At 65.0% G+C, this 16,004-nt stretch carries 20 protein-coding genes; 9 read left to right on the top strand and 11 right to left on the bottom strand.

What is annotated here, in order from left to right; genetic code table 11:
• Positions 1-75 precede the first annotated feature (75 nt).
• Positions 76-1,275 carry an MFS transporter gene (locus tag BRAGE_RS0133740; RefSeq protein ID WP_027565067.1) on the bottom strand — a complete coding sequence of 400 codons (1,200 nt, stop codon included), beginning with the start codon at positions 1,273-1,275 and terminating at the stop codon, positions 76-78.
• Here BRAGE_RS0133740 and BRAGE_RS56155 point away from each other — a divergent pair.
• The 4 genes from BRAGE_RS56155 to BRAGE_RS0133725 all read left to right on the top strand — a co-directional run bounded on the left by BRAGE_RS56155 (position 1,217) and on the right by BRAGE_RS0133725 (position 4,371).
• The gene (locus BRAGE_RS56155; RefSeq protein WP_167336470.1) at positions 1,217-1,369 is read left to right on the top strand and encodes a hypothetical protein; all 153 of its coding nucleotides are present in this window, start codon (positions 1,217-1,219) and stop codon (positions 1,367-1,369) included. The two genes, BRAGE_RS0133740 and BRAGE_RS56155, sit on opposite strands and share 59 nt — an antisense overlap.
• A gap of 68 nt (positions 1,370-1,437) precedes the next feature.
• On the top strand, positions 1,438-2,241 hold the full coding sequence (locus tag BRAGE_RS0133735) for an MBL fold metallo-hydrolase (protein WP_027565066.1): 804 nt from the start codon (positions 1,438-1,440) through the stop codon (positions 2,239-2,241).
• Positions 2,242-2,398: 157 nt separating this feature from the next.
• On the top strand, positions 2,399-3,415 hold the full coding sequence (locus BRAGE_RS0133730) for an alpha/beta fold hydrolase (RefSeq protein ID WP_027565065.1): 1,017 nt from the start codon (positions 2,399-2,401) through the stop codon (positions 3,413-3,415).
• A gap of 8 nt (positions 3,416-3,423) precedes the next feature.
• Positions 3,424-4,371, top strand: coding sequence for a fatty acid desaturase (locus tag BRAGE_RS0133725; RefSeq protein WP_027565064.1), 948 nt, complete (start codon positions 3,424-3,426; stop codon positions 4,369-4,371).
• 56 nt (positions 4,372-4,427) lie between these two features.
• On the opposite strand, the gene BRAGE_RS0133720 is transcribed toward BRAGE_RS0133725, so the two are convergent.
• Both BRAGE_RS0133720 and BRAGE_RS0133715 read right to left on the bottom strand, forming a co-directional pair.
• Complete coding sequence (locus BRAGE_RS0133720; protein WP_027565063.1) at positions 4,428-4,667, bottom strand: hypothetical protein; 240 nt, start codon at positions 4,665-4,667, stop codon at positions 4,428-4,430.
• A 136-nt stretch (positions 4,668-4,803) separates the two neighbouring features.
• Positions 4,804-5,784: a helix-turn-helix transcriptional regulator gene (locus BRAGE_RS0133715; protein WP_027565062.1), complete on the bottom strand. Its 981-nt coding sequence runs from the start codon at positions 5,782-5,784 to the stop codon at positions 4,804-4,806.
• Positions 5,785-5,871: 87 nt separating this feature from the next.
• On the opposite strand from BRAGE_RS0133715, the gene BRAGE_RS0133710 reads away from it, so the two are divergent.
• Positions 5,872-6,516, top strand: coding sequence for a glutathione S-transferase family protein (locus BRAGE_RS0133710; RefSeq protein WP_027565061.1), 645 nt, complete (start codon positions 5,872-5,874; stop codon positions 6,514-6,516).
• A gap of 184 nt (positions 6,517-6,700) precedes the next feature.
• Here BRAGE_RS0133710 and BRAGE_RS0133705 read toward each other — a convergent pair whose 3' ends face one another.
• The 4 genes from BRAGE_RS0133705 to BRAGE_RS0133690 form a co-directional block, all read right to left on the bottom strand.
• A complete protein-coding gene (locus BRAGE_RS0133705; protein ID WP_027565060.1) occupies positions 6,701-7,486 on the bottom strand; it encodes an enoyl-CoA hydratase/isomerase family protein in 786 nt (261 codons plus the stop codon).
• Between the two features lie 12 nt (positions 7,487-7,498).
• Entirely contained in the window at positions 7,499-8,608 is a 1,110-nt protein-coding gene (locus tag BRAGE_RS0133700; protein ID WP_027565059.1) for a cyclic nucleotide-gated ion channel, read from the bottom strand.
• 123 nt (positions 8,609-8,731) lie between these two features.
• A complete protein-coding gene (locus tag BRAGE_RS0133695; protein ID WP_027565058.1) occupies positions 8,732-8,950 on the bottom strand; it encodes a hypothetical protein in 219 nt (72 codons plus the stop codon).
• A 259-nt stretch (positions 8,951-9,209) separates the two neighbouring features.
• Positions 9,210-10,655: a TAXI family TRAP transporter solute-binding subunit gene (locus BRAGE_RS0133690; protein WP_027565057.1), complete on the bottom strand. Its 1,446-nt coding sequence runs from the start codon at positions 10,653-10,655 to the stop codon at positions 9,210-9,212.
• Between the two features lie 417 nt (positions 10,656-11,072).
• On the opposite strand from BRAGE_RS0133690, the gene BRAGE_RS0133685 reads away from it, so the two are divergent.
• Both BRAGE_RS0133685 and BRAGE_RS0133680 read left to right on the top strand, forming a co-directional pair.
• Positions 11,073-11,420: a DUF3307 domain-containing protein gene (locus BRAGE_RS0133685; RefSeq protein ID WP_051378573.1), complete on the top strand. Its 348-nt coding sequence runs from the start codon at positions 11,073-11,075 to the stop codon at positions 11,418-11,420.
• 220 nt (positions 11,421-11,640) lie between these two features.
• On the top strand, positions 11,641-12,042 hold the full coding sequence (locus BRAGE_RS0133680; RefSeq protein WP_027565055.1) for a hypothetical protein: 402 nt from the start codon (positions 11,641-11,643) through the stop codon (positions 12,040-12,042).
• Here the strand turns inward: BRAGE_RS0133680 and BRAGE_RS0133675 are convergent.
• Both BRAGE_RS0133675 and BRAGE_RS0133670 read right to left on the bottom strand, forming a co-directional pair.
• Positions 12,039-12,353: a YkgJ family cysteine cluster protein gene (locus BRAGE_RS0133675; protein ID WP_027565054.1), complete on the bottom strand. Its 315-nt coding sequence runs from the start codon at positions 12,351-12,353 to the stop codon at positions 12,039-12,041. The genes BRAGE_RS0133680 and BRAGE_RS0133675 overlap by 4 nt on opposite strands.
• 5 nt (positions 12,354-12,358) lie before the next feature.
• Positions 12,359-13,057 carry a helix-turn-helix transcriptional regulator gene (locus BRAGE_RS0133670; protein ID WP_027565053.1) on the bottom strand — a complete coding sequence of 233 codons (699 nt, stop codon included), beginning with the start codon at positions 13,055-13,057 and terminating at the stop codon, positions 12,359-12,361.
• 112 nt (positions 13,058-13,169) lie between these two features.
• On the opposite strand from BRAGE_RS0133670, the gene BRAGE_RS0133665 reads away from it, so the two are divergent.
• Both BRAGE_RS0133665 and BRAGE_RS0133660 read left to right on the top strand, forming a co-directional pair.
• Positions 13,170-13,430 carry a hypothetical protein gene (locus BRAGE_RS0133665; protein ID WP_027565052.1) on the top strand — a complete coding sequence of 87 codons (261 nt, stop codon included), beginning with the start codon at positions 13,170-13,172 and terminating at the stop codon, positions 13,428-13,430.
• 36 nt (positions 13,431-13,466) lie between these two features.
• Positions 13,467-14,195, top strand: coding sequence for a glutathione S-transferase family protein (locus tag BRAGE_RS0133660; RefSeq protein WP_027565051.1), 729 nt, complete (start codon positions 13,467-13,469; stop codon positions 14,193-14,195).
• A 151-nt stretch (positions 14,196-14,346) separates the two neighbouring features.
• Here the strand turns inward: BRAGE_RS0133660 and BRAGE_RS0133655 are convergent, their stop codons facing one another.
• Both BRAGE_RS0133655 and BRAGE_RS0133650 read right to left on the bottom strand, forming a co-directional pair.
• The gene (locus tag BRAGE_RS0133655) at positions 14,347-15,498 is read right to left on the bottom strand and encodes an ABC transporter substrate-binding protein (RefSeq protein ID WP_027565050.1); all 1,152 of its coding nucleotides are present in this window, start codon (positions 15,496-15,498) and stop codon (positions 14,347-14,349) included.
• Positions 15,499-15,576: 78 nt separating this feature from the next.
• Complete coding sequence (locus BRAGE_RS0133650) at positions 15,577-15,996, bottom strand: acyl-CoA thioesterase (protein WP_027565049.1); 420 nt, start codon at positions 15,994-15,996, stop codon at positions 15,577-15,579.
• Positions 15,997-16,004 lie beyond the last annotated feature (8 nt).

The following is a 16,004-nucleotide window of genomic DNA, read 5'->3' as shown; positions in this document are numbered from 1 at the left end:
CGACCTGGTGCCGCAGTCTGCTGTTCGCACGCATTGCCGCGCAGATTGTGCCGGGATTTCCCGCGACGATCGGTCTCAATATTTCTTCACGTGCGTCCCGAACGCCAGCCACAGCGCCGTCGATGCGAGGCCGAAGCTACCGAGCAGCAGGAAGGTCGGGCCGTAGCCGATCCATTGCGCGATCCAGCCGCCGAGTGCGGGGCTCAGGCTTGCACCGACGCCTTGCACGGTGATCACGGCGCCCTGGCCGAGATTGATGCGACCGGTGCCGTCGAGCGAGCGGGCCACCATGCCAGGGACGGCGACAGTCTGAAGCCCGGTGCCGATGCCGTCGAGCACCTGCATCGGCACGACGCCCCACCACCCCGTGACGAAGAAGGCGAGCACGCCGCGGATAGGCAGAAACATGAACGACACCAGGATCACCGGCCAATAGTTGCGCTTGCCCGCGACCTGCATGCCGACCAGCGACGTGACGACCATGACGCCCTGCGCAATGACGACGGTGGTCGCCACGAAGCTCGGGCCATTGGCCTGTCCCTCGGCCACGGCCGCAAGGCCATAGAGCGGGACGATCGCCGCATTGCCGAGATGGAAGATGGCAAGCGCGAGCGCCAGCACCAGGAGCGGCTTGTGCTTGAGGAGAACGGACATGGCATCCGGTGGATTCTTGCTCTCGTCCTCCTTGCTGCCACGGGCCTGGCGATCGTCGATGGCCTTGGCGGGAATCATCAGCACGCAGGCGATCGCGATCGCGCCGAACACCGCCGCCAGCACGAACACGGCGACATAGCCGTACCTGTAGCCGAGATAGCCCGACAACGCGGCGCCGACCATGTTGCCGGCGTGGTTGAAAGCCTGGTTGCGGCCGTTCAGCGCGTTGAAGCCTTTTTGCTTGGCGATGCCGAGCGTGATGCCGGTCACCGCCGGCACGATCGCGGCACTCGCCAGCGATTGCGCCACTTGCGAGAACGTCACCGCCCAGAAGTTCTGCGAGAGCAGGATGATGGCGGAGGCGAGCACCACGCAGATGCCGGGAATGACGACCCATAGCCGCTTGTTGCGGCTGGAATCGATGAAGCCGCCGATCGGCGTCGTGACCAGCATGCCCGCGACATTGCCGATCGTCAGCGCGGTGCCGATCAGTCCGGTTGCCCAGCCGCGCTCCTGAAGGAACACGCCGACGAATGGCCCGATGCCCGACTGCATGTCGGCCATGAAGAAATTGACTGCAAACAGCGGCCAGATGCGGGGTGGTGAGGAGCGCGATGTCATCGAGACGCTGAAAATGTTCCTGCCGGCGAGTGAGGTCTCGTTCAAAGCTGATCGTGATGACCGGCCGATTGCGCCGGCATGGATGAGAACGTAACCTGCGTTGACAGCGTTGGTTCCTCGCGCTTGCGAATGCGGGACGATGTCCCTTTCTGGATCCTGGCCATGCCTCTCTGGACCTGCGAAACCTGCGGCGCGCAATTTCCGGCCAGCGAAAAGCCGCCTGCGTCCTGTCCGATTTGCGAGGACGAGCGGCAGTTCGTGAACTGGAAAGGGCAGACTTTTCTCACGCGCGAAGCGCTGGCTGACGGCCATCGCCTGGTCTGGCGCGACGATCTCGGCCTCACCGGCCTCGCGCTCGAGCCGAGCTTTGCCATCGCCCAGCGCGCGCTGCTTGTGCCGCTGGGCGATGGCTGCGTGATGTGGGACTGCATCCCGCTGGCAACGCCGGAGGCGGTCGAGCAGGTGCGTTCGCTCGGCGGCTTGAAGGCGATCGCGATCTCGCATCCGCATTACTATGGCGCGGTTGCCGACTGGAGCGAGGCCTTCGGCGGCGTGCCGGCCTATCTGCACGCGGATGATCGGCAATGGGTGACACGCCCGCATCCCTCCATCGTGCACTGGACCGGCGATCAGCATCACATTTCGGACGATGTGCTGCTGCTGCGCACCGGCGGTCATTTCGCCGGCGCCACCATGCTGCACTACGGACGCGGTGCAGACGGCAAGGGCGCGCTGCTGACCGGCGATATCGCGCAGGTGACGATGGACCGCCGCTTCGTCAGCTTCATGTATTCCTATCCCAACTACATGCCGCTCGGTGCCGCCGCGGCGCGGCGCATTGCGGCCGCCGTCGCGCCGCTTACCTTCGACCGCATCTATGGCGCCTGGTGGTGCCGCAACATCGCGGTGGGCGCCAAGGCCGCCTTTGAAGCCTCGGTGCAGCGGTACATCGCCGCTATCGCCTGAGCTGCGCGACGGCCGAAATCCGCGTTGCCTCCCTCAAATAAATGTACTACAAGTACAGTTATTGAGCGAGGCGCAACGATGCGTTTGCCGGTCCGGCACGATCGATGCATCGTTGTCCCGGCGGGCGGGTTCTGCGGCCGCGCGAGGGAGTTGGTCCATGACCGGGCAGCGCGACTACGAGATCTTTGAGGCTGGCGACGTCACGCTTCAATCCGGCGCGGTCTTCCCCGCGATGAAGCTCGCCTACAAGACCTACGGCACGCTCAACGCGGCCAAGGATAACGTCATCTTCTATCCGACCTCGTTCAGTGCGCAGCACTTCGACACCGAATGGCTGATCGGGCCCGACGGTGTGCTCGATCCCACGCGCTACTTCATCATCATTCCGAACCTGTTCGGCAACGGCCTGTCGTCCTCGCCGTCGAACACCGCAGGGCCCTATCCTGAGATCACCTATCACGATGCGATCGCGGTTCAGCATCGCCTCCTCACCGAGCGCTTCGGCATCGCAAAGCTTGCACTGGTCTATGGCTGGTCGATGGGCGGCATGCAGACCTACCACTGGGCGGCACTGCATCCTGACATGGTCGCGCGCGCCGCTGTGGTCTGCGGCAGCGCGCGCTGCGCGCCTTACAATTATGTCTTCCTCGAAGGCGTCAAGGCGGCGCTGACTGGCGATCCGGCCTTCCGCGGCGGCCGCTTCGTCGAGAGGCCGGTTGCCGGCTATCGCGCCATGGGGCGCGTCTATGCCGGCTGGGCGATGTCGCACGGCTTCTATCGCGACGAGCTCTGGCGCGAGGCCGGCTTCATCTCGCTCGAGGATTATCTCGCCCGCAACTGGGACACGACCTTCGCTCGCCGCGACGCCAACGACCTGCTGGCGCAGGCCGGCATCTGGCAGCGCGGCAATATCGGCGCATGTGCGGCGTTCGGCGGCGATCTCGATCGTGCGCTGGCGGCAATCAAGGCGCATGTGCTGCTGATGCCGGGCGCGACAGATCGCTACTTCGACTTCCGCGACAACGAGGACGAGCTTCCCAAGCTCGTCAACGCGAAATCCGCCGTGCTGCATCCGATCCCCTCGCAGCACGGCCATCGCGCCGGCAATCCCGTCAACAATCCGCGCGACACGGCCTTTCTCAAGGCCGAGGTCGCGGCGCTGCTCAGCAAGTAGGGTCCACCATGACTGACGCGACCGTTTCCGAGCCCGGCCATCGCCTGAAGCCGCTCAGCCCGGCGATGCTGCGCGAATTGTCGGTGCGCTCGAACCTCAGGGGCGCGGCGCAGACTCTTGGTCATTACAGTATGATCGTGCTGGTCGGCGCGCTGATCTGGACGGTCACCTCGCGCTACGGCGTGCTCTGGGCGCTGCCGCTGATGGCGGCGCAGGGCTATCTCGTCGCCTTCCTGTTCATGGCGGTGCACGAGACCGCGCACAAGACCGCGTTCAGGAGCCGCGGCCTCAACCTCGCGGTCGGCTATCTCTCCGCTTTCATCATCGGATTGCCGTACGAATATTACTGCCTGTTCCACTGGGACCATCACCGCTACACCCAGGACCCCGAGAAGGACCCTGAGCTGATCGTCGGCGTGAAGCCGAGATCCGACACGCAGCTCGCGATCGCCTATAGCGGCCTGCTCCAGGTCGCCGGCCGCCTGCGGCTGATGCTCGGCCACGCCGTCACCGGCAACGTCGTCGTGCCCTGGATTCCCGAGAACAAGCGCGCCGTCATAGTCACCGAAGCGCGCGCCTATGTCGCGCTCTATGCACTGCTGCTCGTGGCCTCGCTGTGGGTCTCCTCAGCGCTGCTGCTCTGGGTCTGGCTCGTGCCGCTCGTCATCGGGCAGTTCTTCCTGCGGCCCTATCTCTACGCCGAGCACACCGGCTGCGAGCGGACGCGCAGCGCCTTCCAGAACACCCGCACCACCTATACCGGCGCGGTCGTCAAATGGATCGCGTGGAACATGCCCTACCATGTCGAGCACCACGCCTATCCCTCAATTCCCTTTCACGCGCTGCCGAAGCTGAACGCGATCGTCGACGGCGAAATCGTCCATCGCGGCCGCGGCTACATCCAGACGACGCGCGAGACCTGGGCCTGGTTTCGCCGGCATCGGCAGGGCATCTAGCTCAAAGCAAAACTCCGGCCGCAGCGCGACCGGAGCTTTGTCGAAGAGACGAGATATCAGTAGATCCCGTAGGCGCAGACATTCACGACGCGAACGCGCAGGCCGTGGCGGGTCTGGACGACGCGCTCCTGGTAGCAGTTGTTGATGCCGGTGTTGACATAGAGGCCGCCATAGCCAAAGCCCCAGCCGGGACCCCAGTGGTGATGGAAGCCGTGAGCCGAAGCGGCGGTGGGCGCGAGAGCGGCAGCACCGAGCGAGCCGGCAGCGATCAGACCAAGAGCAAGCTTACGAAACATTTTCATTCTCCAGTGGCGCTAAGGCCGTTGTTGTGTCCCTGCATCTCCGTCGGGTCGAAATGGGAATGCGTTCACAGGGGATGAGGAGAATCGTGTTTCAGGAATGTTTCGTGGGCTGCGGCGAGGTGCCCCGATGTCAGGCTTTGCGCGCCGCGCGATAGCGCGCGGCCATCGCCTGCGTCATCTCGGCCATCTTCTCGCGGAGATCGGCGGGCTCCAGCACCTCGGCCTCGGACCCGAGCCGCAGCAATTCGGACGCGGCGTGCCATGAGGTCTTGCCGGTCGGCACGCGCGCGATGCGCCAGCCATCGGCATCGGTGGTGTCCTCGAGCTGCGTGCGCGCCTTGACGTAAGGCTGGCTCAGCGCGTCGAGCAGTTTCACGCCGAACGGCGACAGCCGCACGACCGCGACATTGGGATGCATCTCGGCTTCGAGGCGCAGCGTCGCGTCTCGCCAATAGGCGGAGAGATCGAAATCGGCGGGACGATCGAAGCGGTCGTCGAGTTCAGTGCAGTCGAGCACGCGCGCGACGCGATAGGTGCGCACGCTGCGGTCGACTTGCCCCGCGAGATACCAGCTGCCGCCCTTCAACACGAGGCCGAGCGGCGCAACGCAGCGTTGCTTCTCCGCGCGCCAGCTCTGGTAGCGGATCTTGATCAAGGTGCCACGCAGGGCCGCACCGGCAATCGCGCGCAGATGCTTCGGCTCTTCTGCCTCGCCGAACCAGCCGGGTGCGTCCAGGTGAAAGCGCTCCTGCATCCGGCCGGCGTCCTCGCGCAGATTGGCAGGCAGCGCGGCCATCAGCTTGTTCTGCGCGGCGATCATTGCCGCATCGAGCCCGAGCGCCGCGGCAGGGCCGGGGAGCCCCGCGAGGAACAGCGCGCCCGCTTCGCTCTGCGACAACCCGTTCAGCCGCACCCGATAGCCGTCGAGGAGGCGATAGCCGCCCTCAGCGCCGCGGTCGGCATAGACAGGCACGCCGGAGGCCGCGAGCGCGTCGATGTCGCGATAGATCGTGCGCACCGAGACCTCGCAGGCCTCGGCAAGCTCGGGCGCAGTGACCTGCCCCCTGGCCTGGAGGGTGGTGAGGATCGACAGCATCCGGCTCGCGCGCATGACCCCTTAAACCATACCTGACACAGGATGTCAGGTATCCTCCCTTACAAGATGCGCCATCGCCAGCCGGCCAGATGGAGACCTGCCATGACCGATTCCAATCGCATCACGCTGTATTATTCGCCGCAGAGCCGCGCCACCGGCACGCGGGTTCTGCTGGAGGAGCTCGGCGCGCCCTACGATCTTCACGTCTTCAACATGAAGGCCGGCGAGCAGCGGCAGCCGGCCTATCTCGCTATCAATCCGCTCGGCAAGGTACCGGCGATCCATCACCGCGGGGAGCTCGTGACCGAGCAGGTCGCGATCACCATCTATCTCGCCGATCTGTTTCCGCAGGCGGGCCTCACGCCCGCGCTGAACGATCCGCTACGCGGTCCGTATTTGCGCTGGATCGCCTATTACGGCGCCTCGTTCGAGCCGGCCCTGATCGACAAGTTCATGCAGCGCGAGCCCGCGCCGATCACGCAATCGCCCTATGCCGATTACGACACCATGCTGGGCGCGCTCGAGGCGCAGCTTGCGAAGGGGCCGTATCTGCTCGGCGAGCGCATGACCGCCGCCGATGTGCTGTGGGGCGTCGCGTTCAGCTGGACCATGATGTTTGGTATCGTGCCGAAGAAGGACGTGTTCGTGCGCTACGCCGAGCGCATGACCTCGCGGCCGGCGTTCCAGCGCATCACTGCGGCCGATGACGAGATGGCGGCGGAGCATGCTAAGGCTGTAGGGGGCTGAGGCGGCGCCTCAACCTCCGCCGTCGTCCCGGGGCGCGCAAAGCGCGAACCCGGGACCCATAACCACAGGGAGGAGTTTTGCGAAGATTCGGAGTTACCAGCTTTGCCTCATAACCACTGCCTGTGGTTATGGGTCCCGGGCTCATCGCTTCGCGATGCCCCGGGACGACAGCGGAGTATTCCCCTCAAAACCTCGGCGCCCGCTTCTCCGCAAAGGCCTTGATCCCTTCCTTGATCTCGTCGCCGCGCATGCTGTCGCGGTGGCGCTGGTCGGCGGCCGCCTCATCCAGCTCGCCGCGGGCGAATTCGTTGATGGCGCGCTTCATGCCAGCCATCGCCTGCGGCGCGTTGCCGGCGAGGATAGTGGCGAGCTTGTCGACCTCCTCATCGAGCGTCTCCTCCGGCACCATCGCGGTGAGATAGCCGATCCGCAACATCTCCGGCGCGCTGATCTTCTGCGCGGTCAAAAACAGCTTCTTGGCATTGTCGACGCCGAGCCGCGTCACATAGCGTTTGATGCCGCTCCGGTAGTAATGCAGCCCGAGCCGCGCCGCCGGCATGAACATCTCGGCCGTGTCGACGCCGATGCGGAAATCGCAGGCCAGCGCAAGGTCGGTCGAGCCGCCATAGACGCCGCCGTTGAGCCGGCAGATCGTCGGCACGCCGAGATCCTCCAGCCGGTTGACGACCACCTCGAACGCCGAGCCCGCGCTCTGCTGCTCGGTCGCGCTGACCGCGCGCTCCGCGACCGAGTTGAGGTCATAACCGGCCGAGAAGGCGCGCCCGGTGCCGGTCAGCACCAGCACGCGGATCGCAGGATCGGCCTCGACGGCGTCGAACAGCTTGAGCAACTCGCCGAGGTCTTCCGCCTGGAGCCGGTTGAGATGTTTTGGACGATTGAGGCGGATGGTGGCGCGTGCGCCATCGATTTCGAGCACGGGGCTGGAAGCCGCGTCGGCGTGGTCCGACATTCTTGTCTCCTCTTATTTATTTTCCAGCGCGCGGCGCTTTGCTTCGGCGTCGATGGTCTCGGCGAGATCGGGATGTCGTGCCATCAGCACGCGGAAGTCGACGAGGTCGAGCACCAAGAGCCGCGACACCTTCGTGGTCGAGACATTGGCGCCGCGCATGTTGTTGCCGAGCAGCGCCATCTCGCCGAAGAAGGCGCCCTCGCCGAGCTGCACCTTCTTGCCGGGCAGGTCGACCTCGACCTCGCCGGCGGCGATGAAATACATGCAGTCGCCCTGCGCGCCCTTGCGGATGATCATGGTGCGCGCCGGCAGCTCCATGGTGCGCAGCATGTGGGTGACGTCGGCGATCGCTGCAGGTCCCAGGGCGGCAAAGAACGGCACCTTGCTGACGGATTCCCAGGTCTTGAGGAAATTGTCGCGCCTCGTCTCGGCGGCAAAGCCGGTCGCCAGAATACCGGTCCAGAGGCCGAACACGCCGAGGCCGGAGATCATCACCAGCGCCGCCACCATGCGCCCGAGCGGCGTCACCGGCACGACGTCGCCATAACCTGTCGTGGTCAGCGTGACGACCGCCCACCACAGCGCGGCCGGCACGCTGCCGAAGGTCTGCGGCTGCACGTCCCGCTCCAGGAAGTATTCGGCGACCGAGGCGAGGAACACCACCATCAGGAAGATCACGAGCACGCTGAGCAGCGGCCCGGATTCCAGCACCAGCACGCGGCGAAGCTGGCGCAGGCCGGGAATGCCCGGCACCACCTTCAGCACCCAGAGCACGCTGAGCAGCCAGGCCGTCTTCGGCTCGACGCCGAGCGTCAGCGCGAGGGGAACGGCCAGCGCGCCGACCGCGTCGACGATCCCGGCGGAGGAGGACAAATACAGCGACAGGCGCCCAGTCCGCGCCATGTGGCGCAGGCGGACCACCCATTCGAACACGAAATAGGCGAGGCAGGCCCATAGCAGGGCGTCGACCCAGTGATGCGATGCCTCATAGGCCGGGCCAATCGTCAGCAGCACCATGCTGAGCACGCCGACGCCCACGGCCACATAGGCCGCCTTGGTCATGTTGCGGCCGGCCGTGGCGGCCGCGAACTGGGCCAGAGCGGAGATCAGCGGCTTGGACATGCGGGAGGGCGGCTCGGTTTGGCGTTTGCGGTCCCGGCTGGGATCACAGCGCCAAAGTGCCCGCCTGGGCCGGGGCCGTCAACGACGGGCTCGGCGTCGCCAATGAGGGAACGGAGGCGGGGGTTACCTGAAGTGCGGCGGCTCGTCGTAGCCGCGGCGGCTGCTGAAAAACAGCAGGATCATCAGGCCGATGCCGACGATGACGGAAAATCCGGCCCCCAGCGCCAGGGCGACATAGCCTTCGGTCGGGATCGGGCCCCCTTCGACCGCCATCGCGGAATAAGCGAAATAACCAACCGCCGCCAGCATTCCCAGAAGGAAGATGATGAGGAGTGTACGCATGGTGCGTTCTCCGGTTGTAACCGGGAGCCAACGGTTGCGGAGGGAGACGGTTCCCGGAGTTCCGGCCATCCTGTCTCGTGCCCCGGACGCAGCGCAGCACTCCCGGCGATGCTCAGCATCGTCCGGTGTGATGCGCTGCAGAGCCGGGGCCCATGCGGCAGCGGACGGCGCGGCTTGCTGGGTCCCGGCTCGGCGCCGCAATGCCTTTGGCATTGCAGCTTGTCCGGGACACGAGAGTGGGAGTGCCGCGGCCCTCGAATCAGGCGCTCTGCGCGGTCTTCACCACCACGACATTGGTATCTTCAGGTGGCGGGAGGGCGGCAGGGCCCGCGACCGTGTCGGTCTCGCCGCAATGGCGCTTGAGATAGTCGCGGCGCATGCCGATCTCGTCGCGGACGAATTCGTAGCCGAGCTTGAAGGTGTCGAGCCCGTCGGTGCTGATGGTGCCGTCTCTGAGGCCGACCACCGCGCCGCGCAGGATGCCTTCCAGCTCGTCCTGGAGACATTCGAGCTGATCCAGCGAATGGGCATGCTCGATACGCTCGCCGATGTCGAGAATGGCAGTGGAGAGCTCGCTGGCCTTCTCCGGCGCGATGCGGGTGATCTTGGCGTAGATCGCGGCGAAGATCGAGCCGATGACGCTGAGCGCGGCGGCGCCCAGATACATCATGTCGCTGTACTTATCCATGAACGACTTGGTGTCGTCGTTGATGTAATCGGCCGCGCCCTGATGCGCCATCACGTAGGCGTCCTTCTCGACCGAGGCCGGCTCGATCTTGCTGGCGAAGCCGTTGTCGAGCCCGAGCGCCGACTTGTTCTCGTAGACGATGCGCGCGAGTTCGCCAGCCGTGGTCGCCGACATCCTGGATTGCGCGACCAGCAGCCATTCCAGCCCGATCGTCTCGAGGTCGTCGTCGGGAATCTCGGGCGAGGCCGACAGCGTGCCTGCGGTCAGCGTCTCGTCGGAAATGCCGGGGAATTTGCGGGCGAGCGCCTTGGTCTCGTCGATCGCATTCAGCGTGAAGCCGCCGCGCTTGGCGACCTGCTCATAGGCTTTGTCACGCACCGCCTTCGAGGCGTGGACGACGGCGATCACCGCGCCGTATCCGTTCGCCGGCGCAAACAGCTTGTCGAGCGTTGCGCCCTGCGGCGCCATCTGGATCTTCGCGGCGTCCGGCCCGTCGGGAATATCGAGGATGCTGCGCACGAAGGCGAGCGAGGAATCGTTCTCGGCGAGGATGGCGACCTTCTTCTTCTTCAGCTCGGCGAGCGACTTGATCTTCTTGTTGCCGGGCCCGAGCAGAAGCACGAGATCGTGTTCGAGGACCGCGAGTGTGCGCGCCCGCAGCGGCACCTTGGCATCGGTGCGCAGCACGGCGAGGTCGGCCTGCTTGCGGTCGAACTGCGCGAGCGCCTTGGTATTGTCAGGGTTGTTGACGATCTTGATCCGGAAACGCGAGGCGTTGTTCTTCAGTACCGCGGCGAGCTTGGCCGCGAACAGGGCCTCGTCGCTGTTGGGGGCACCGACGGCAAAGGTCAGCGTCTCCGAATTGTGCAGCATGGCGCGGCCGCCCCAGACGGTGGCGAGCGACAGCAGCAAGGTCAGCACGACGTAGAGAAAAACCTGCTGCTGATTGGTCTTGATCACCTTGGGACGCCGCGGCTGCGGCTCCGATGGTGACGAGGCGGGGCCTTCAGTACTCATGCTCAGCACTCATGGCAGCACGCTGGCCTTATTCCTGGGCGGCAGGCGACTCGCGGATGTGATCTGCGGCGCGCGCCGTGCAATTCTAAGCAACTGAAAAAAGAACGAAATTCTCTGACTTCGAGGATAGCGCGCCGCTACCGGAAAGCAAATTTCGAGCCGAAGGTAACCTTACTCCTCCCGGCCGCGGCGATTGGTCATCCTATCACCAGTTAGCCACAGTTGGCGATTTTCCGGTTCCCCCCGGCTGCATTCTGCCGCGGGAGATGTCATAAATTGGAGGTCCCGGCGCTTTGACCGGTCCAAGAAGAAGTTGCGCTGAACGCTCCAATCTTTCTTGTCACGTCAATGAGGGCGTCAGCTTTGTCGTTTCCACCCATGTCATCGGCGGTTCCGGTCGAAGCGCTCATTGGCTGGATGTTGCTGCTCACCTTCAAGCACATCATCGCCGATTTCGTGCTCCAGACCGCCTGGATGGCGCAGGGCAAGGACCAGAAACACGGCTGGGCCCTGCCGCTTCTGGTGCACTGCCTGATTCACCTTGCGGTTGCGCTGCCGCTGATCCTGATCGTGGCGCCGCGATTCTGGTTCGTCGCCTTCATCGACTTCGTGATCCACATCACCATCGATCGCGCCAAGGGATTCGTCTCGGCCAATCTGGGTGTCGACCTGCATCATCCCTGGTTCTGGACCCTGATCGGTGTCGACCAGGCGCTGCACCATCTCACCGGCTTCGGCCTCTCCATCTTCATGGCGGCGAACTGACTGCTCACACCGTCATTCCGGGCGGTCCGCAGGACCGAACCCGGAATCTCGAGATTCCGGGTTCTCGCTTCGCGAGCCCCGGAATGACGGCAAGCTGCCAAGTCCCGCGCCCTCTGATTCGCGGCCCACGCGCAAGGACCCCGGGTGACTACCGGGCAGCGTGGTTAACCTTTCATTAGAGAATTGCGCTGCATCTTCCGCATCACGAGGGAGAACTGCAATGTTTTCAAGCCGTGACGCTTTTGAAAGCGATTTCTGCCCGGTTCGCGACGAGCTCCTTGGCGAGATGTATCGCGCCAGCGAGAGTGGCCTGCCGAGGCTGGTTGAGAGTGTTTCCCCTGAGGCACGCGCCCGCCTGGCGCTGTTCTGCTATCGCCGCAGCCATCTGCACTCGCTGGCGGTCGCCATCGCTGCAAGCTGCAGCGAGCGCGATCTGATCGACAACGGCGGTCGCGTCGGCTCGACGCTCTACGCGCTGTCACGTGCGAGCTCGGCCAAATCGTCGCCGTCGCTGTCGGGCGGCCGCAAGCCGATTACGCTGTCGACCAAGCCGCTCTCGGTGCTCGCACCGCTGGACGACGAGCTCGACGACGACGAGATCGACGAGGCCGTTCCGGCTTAAGTTGGTTCGATCGCCGGAAGCCCGAACTTCCGCCGCGCCATCGCGCATTCGGCATCGCCCGGCATGCAGGTGCGGCACACCTCAGGCCGCACCGTATAGATGCCGCACGCCGTCGCCTTGCCGATCTCTCCCTGCAAGGCCGAGCAGCGATCACCCTCGCAACGCATGCCGGATTGACGCGCATTGACGAGCGCTTCGGGGATCGCTGCAAGCTCCTCGTCGTTCTCGATCGAGAAGCGCGGCCAGTTCTCCGAATAGCCGCAGCAGGCGCCGCAGCTCTGGCAGCAGCTCGACAGATCGATTTCTTCCATCGTCCTCACGTGTCCTTTGGCGGGCCCCAGACCAGGCTCTGCCGCCATCTCGCGCGCAGCACGTCGCGCCTTTCAGGATATTTCTCGTCGAGATAGGTTGCCTCGACGACGCGATCGGTGCGGAAGCTGCGGAAGTCGCTGCGCAGCTCGCACCACGCCGCGAGCAGGCGCACGGCTTCGAGATAGCCGACCGAGATCGGCCAGATCATGCGCTCGCTGGGGCGGCCCTGCTCGTCGCGATAGCGCAGCATGATCTTCTTGCCTTCGTGGATCTGGGTGCGCGTGCGCACCATGTCGAGGCGATCCGGCTCCCTGTTCCAGCTCGGCCGCGCGCGGCTTGCCGGCTCCAGCACGAAGGGACGCAGGCGCTCAGGCACGGTGTCGGCGATCTTGGCCATCAGGTCTTCGGCGGCGCGCGCCAGCGCGGAATCGGCATGCCCCGCAACCCATTGCGCGCCGAGCACCGCAGCCTCGATCTCGTCGGGTGTCAGCATCAGGGGCGGCAGGTCAAAACCCTTTTCCAGGATGTAGCCCATGCCGGCTTCGCCGCGGATCGGCACGCGCTGGCCGATCAGCGTCGCGATGTCGCGATAGATCGTGCGCTTGGAGGTCTCGAGCTCGGCCGCGATCGCGTCCGCCGTCAGCGGCTTACGCGTGCGCCTCAGCACCTGGATGATCTGAAACAGCCGGTCGGCGCGTCTCATGACAATTCTCTTATCGGGATCGGATCAGAAAGCGGCGCGCTGCTGCTGACAGGATGTTGGCAGCAGGGGGGTTCTATACCGGGACAACACATCGACTGAAGAGGATTTGTCCATGATCATTCCAACCCATTTCGGCCCGGCACTTCCGATGCTGCGGGCACAGGCGTGGTCCGCATCGGCATTCGGCCGCCTCGTTTCGCTCGATCTCATGGCCGTCGACCTCCGGTTTGCCCTCGCGAGCGTGGTGGCACGCTCGCTGACCCAGGCTGCGGACGCGCTGGTCCGCCACGTCATGGCCCGCGCCTGGCGGGGGGCCCGTTTCGCAGAAGATATCACGGCTGCTGCCACCATGGTGGCAGCAGCCCGGCACTAGGTTCCGTCAAGTTTTCGGTAGACCAGGAGAACGCGCATGATCACGCTTTATGGCTTTGGCACCGGCTTCGGCCTGCCGGAAATCAGCCCCTTCGTCACCAAGACCGAGGTGCAACTCAAGATGGCTGGGCTGCCCTACCGGAAGGAGCGCGCCATGCCGCCCGCGTCCCCGAAGGGGCAGCTGCCCTTCATCGACGATGGCGGCGAGGCGGTGGCCGATTCCACCTTCATCCGCGCCCATATCGAGCGCCGCTACGGCTTCGATTTCGACGCCGGCCTGTCGCTGGCCGAGCGTGCGCAGGCCTGGGCGTTCGAGCGCATGATCGAGCACCACGTCTATTGGGCACTGGTCGGCGCACGCTGGGTCGATCCGGTCAATTTTGCCAAGGGCCCGTCGCACTTCTTCGACGGCGCGCCGGAACATAACCGCGAGAAGCTGCGCGAGGACGCGCAATTCCGGGTCGCCGAGAACTATCTGCTCTCCGGCCTCGGCCGCCACGCGCCCGACGACGACGTCGATCTCGCCGTGCGCTCGCTGTTCGCGCTCTCGGTGCAGCTCGGCGACAAGGCTTATCTGATGGGCAACAAGCCCAGCGGCGTCGACGCCACCGCCTTCGGCGCGCTCGCCGGGATTTTGACGCCGTTCTTCGAGTCGGGATTGCGCCAGCGGGCCGAGGGATTTCCGAACCTCACGGCCTATGTCGACCGCATGATGGACAGTTATTATCCTGAATTCGCCTGGACCCCGCTGCAGCAGGCGGCGTGAGGCTCGGAGCATCCGCAAGCTCGCTGCAACCTCTCCCCCGCCTGCGGGAGAGGGGGCGCGGCGACACCGTGACAGCGGCTTGCGATCAGCTGCCAAAAAAAAAGAGCCGGCCCATCGGGCCGGCTCTCGTCGTCTCAAACTGTCGCTACGCCTACTTCACCAGCGAGTACTTGCCGTTCTTCACCGTCAGCAGGATGCGGGCGCGCTCGTCGACGCCGTAGCGGTCCTTTTCGGTGAAGTTGTAGACGCCCTGGCTCGCCGCGAGCTCCTTCTCCGACAGCAGCGCCTGGCGGATCGCCTCGCGGAATTCCGGCGTGCCGGGCTTGGCCGTCTTCAACGCCACCGGAATGATGCGCTTGAGGATCTCGAATGCATCGTAGGAATGGCCGGCGAACTGGCTGCGGCTGTTCGGGCCGTACTTGGCCTCATAGGCCGAGTTCAGCGCGAGGCCCGGCCGCTTGGTGGCGGCTTCGTCCGGCTGGTCTTCGGGGTCCATGACGGGACCGGAGGCCATCAGCACGCCTTCGGCCGCTTTGCCGGCGATGCGGATGAAGTCCATGCTGGCGGCGCCATGGGTCTGGTAGATCAGCCCCTGATAGCCGCGCTCGCGCAGCTCGGTCTGCGGCAACGCAGCTGCGGTGCCGGAGGCGCCGACCAGGATCGCGTCGGGATTGGCGGCGACGAGCTTGAGCACCTGTCCGGTCACCGAGGTATCGGGACGGGCGAAGCGCTCCTCGTCGACGATGGTCATGCCCATCGGCACGGCCTGCGCCTTCAGGTCGTTGAACCAGAGGTCGCCATAGGAGTCGGAATAGCCGATATAGCCGAGGGTCTTCACGCCCTTTGACTTCATGTGGTCGTACAGCACCTTGCCGACGATCGGAATCGGCTGCGGCATCGCCACCGACCACTTCATGCGCTCCGGCGTGATCGGGAACGGCGCCAGGCCAAAATGCGGAATGCCGGCTTCATTGGCGACGTTGGAGACCGCGATGGTCGGCGGCGTCAGTGCCGAGCCCATGATGATGTCGGCCTTGGATTCCGTCACGAAGCGGCGGGCGTTGGTCGTTGCTGTGGTGGGATCGCCGCCATCGTCGAGCACGATCACCTTCAGCGGCACGCCGCCGATTTCCTTCGGCACGAACTCCAGCGCATTGCGCTCGGGGATGCCGAGCGCTGCGCCCGGGCCGGTCGTGGTGGTGGTGATGCCGATGGTGATTTCGGCGGTCTGGGCCAGCGCTGGCAGCGCCGGCAAGGCGAGCGTCGCCGCGGCAATCGCGGCGGTCAGGTAAAAGCGTTTCATCTATTCCTCCCTTGACGTGTTTCCTTGAAAGCAGAAATCGGGGGGTAATTCAGCCCCCTCTTTTGGTGATGCGGCGATTTAGCTTCCCGTGAATTTGGCGACCATCTCCGGCGGAAACGGTGCTGATTTCAGCTTGTCGGGGTTAACGGGATCGCGGCCGACGAGGACGCGGGTCTCGAACCCCTCGATCGCCAGCGCCTCGCCCTTGTAGACGTTGTGCTTTACCTCGAAGCTCGAGCGCTTGATGCTTTCGATCTTCGTCTCGATGGTGATCCAGTCGCCATAGGTCGAGGGGATGTAGAACTTGGCCCGCGTGTCGACCATGGGGATTCCCACCAGGCCGTATTTGCGGACCAGATCCTGCTTGGAGAAGCCGGCGACCTCGAACAGGGTCGAGGTCGAATCGTCGAACATCGCGAAATAGCGCGGGTAGTAGACGATGTTGGCGGGGTCGCAATCGCCCCACTGAATCTGGACCTCGCGCCGGTTCACGAACATCTGACGCG

It is taken from the genome of Bradyrhizobium genosp. SA-4 str. CB756 (assembly GCF_000473125.1).
GTDB classification, from domain to species: Bacteria; Pseudomonadota; Alphaproteobacteria; order Rhizobiales; family Xanthobacteraceae; genus Bradyrhizobium; species Bradyrhizobium arachidis.
This window is presented reverse-complemented; position numbering and strand designations above follow the sequence as displayed.

Excerpts from the sequence above, each read along its gene's own strand:
- BRAGE_RS56155 (WP_167336470.1), top strand. The coding sequence starts at position 1,217 with ATGAAGAAATTGACTGCAAACAGCGGCCAGATGCGGGGTGGTGAGGAG.
- BRAGE_RS0133740 (WP_027565067.1), bottom strand. The coding sequence starts at position 1,275 with ATGACATCGCGCTCCTCACCACCCCGCATCTGGCCGCTGTTTGCAGTC.
- BRAGE_RS0133735 (WP_027565066.1), top strand. The coding sequence starts at position 1,438 with ATGCCTCTCTGGACCTGCGAAACCTGCGGCGCGCAATTTCCGGCCAGC.
- BRAGE_RS0133730 (WP_027565065.1), top strand. The coding sequence starts at position 2,399 with ATGACCGGGCAGCGCGACTACGAGATCTTTGAGGCTGGCGACGTCACG.
- BRAGE_RS0133725 (WP_027565064.1), top strand. The coding sequence starts at position 3,424 with ATGACTGACGCGACCGTTTCCGAGCCCGGCCATCGCCTGAAGCCGCTC.
- BRAGE_RS0133720 (WP_027565063.1), bottom strand. The coding sequence starts at position 4,667 with ATGTTTCGTAAGCTTGCTCTTGGTCTGATCGCTGCCGGCTCGCTCGGT.
- BRAGE_RS0133715 (WP_027565062.1), bottom strand. The coding sequence starts at position 5,784 with ATGCGCGCGAGCCGGATGCTGTCGATCCTCACCACCCTCCAGGCCAGG.
- BRAGE_RS0133710 (WP_027565061.1), top strand. The coding sequence starts at position 5,872 with ATGACCGATTCCAATCGCATCACGCTGTATTATTCGCCGCAGAGCCGC.
- BRAGE_RS0133705 (WP_027565060.1), bottom strand. The coding sequence starts at position 7,486 with ATGTCGGACCACGCCGACGCGGCTTCCAGCCCCGTGCTCGAAATCGAT.
- BRAGE_RS0133700 (WP_027565059.1), bottom strand. The coding sequence starts at position 8,608 with ATGTCCAAGCCGCTGATCTCCGCTCTGGCCCAGTTCGCGGCCGCCACG.
- BRAGE_RS0133695 (WP_027565058.1), bottom strand. The coding sequence starts at position 8,950 with ATGCGTACACTCCTCATCATCTTCCTTCTGGGAATGCTGGCGGCGGTT.
- BRAGE_RS0133690 (WP_027565057.1), bottom strand. The coding sequence starts at position 10,655 with ATGAGTACTGAAGGCCCCGCCTCGTCACCATCGGAGCCGCAGCCGCGG.
- BRAGE_RS0133685 (WP_051378573.1), top strand. The coding sequence starts at position 11,073 with ATGTTGCTGCTCACCTTCAAGCACATCATCGCCGATTTCGTGCTCCAG.
- BRAGE_RS0133680 (WP_027565055.1), top strand. The coding sequence starts at position 11,641 with ATGTTTTCAAGCCGTGACGCTTTTGAAAGCGATTTCTGCCCGGTTCGC.
- BRAGE_RS0133675 (WP_027565054.1), bottom strand. The coding sequence starts at position 12,353 with ATGGAAGAAATCGATCTGTCGAGCTGCTGCCAGAGCTGCGGCGCCTGC.
- BRAGE_RS0133670 (WP_027565053.1), bottom strand. The coding sequence starts at position 13,057 with ATGAGACGCGCCGACCGGCTGTTTCAGATCATCCAGGTGCTGAGGCGC.
- BRAGE_RS0133665 (WP_027565052.1), top strand. The coding sequence starts at position 13,170 with ATGATCATTCCAACCCATTTCGGCCCGGCACTTCCGATGCTGCGGGCA.
- BRAGE_RS0133660 (WP_027565051.1), top strand. The coding sequence starts at position 13,467 with ATGATCACGCTTTATGGCTTTGGCACCGGCTTCGGCCTGCCGGAAATC.
- BRAGE_RS0133655 (WP_027565050.1), bottom strand. The coding sequence starts at position 15,498 with ATGAAACGCTTTTACCTGACCGCCGCGATTGCCGCGGCGACGCTCGCC.
- BRAGE_RS0133650 (WP_027565049.1), bottom strand. The coding sequence starts at position 15,996 with ATGTTCGTGAACCGGCGCGAGGTCCAGATTCAGTGGGGCGATTGCGAC.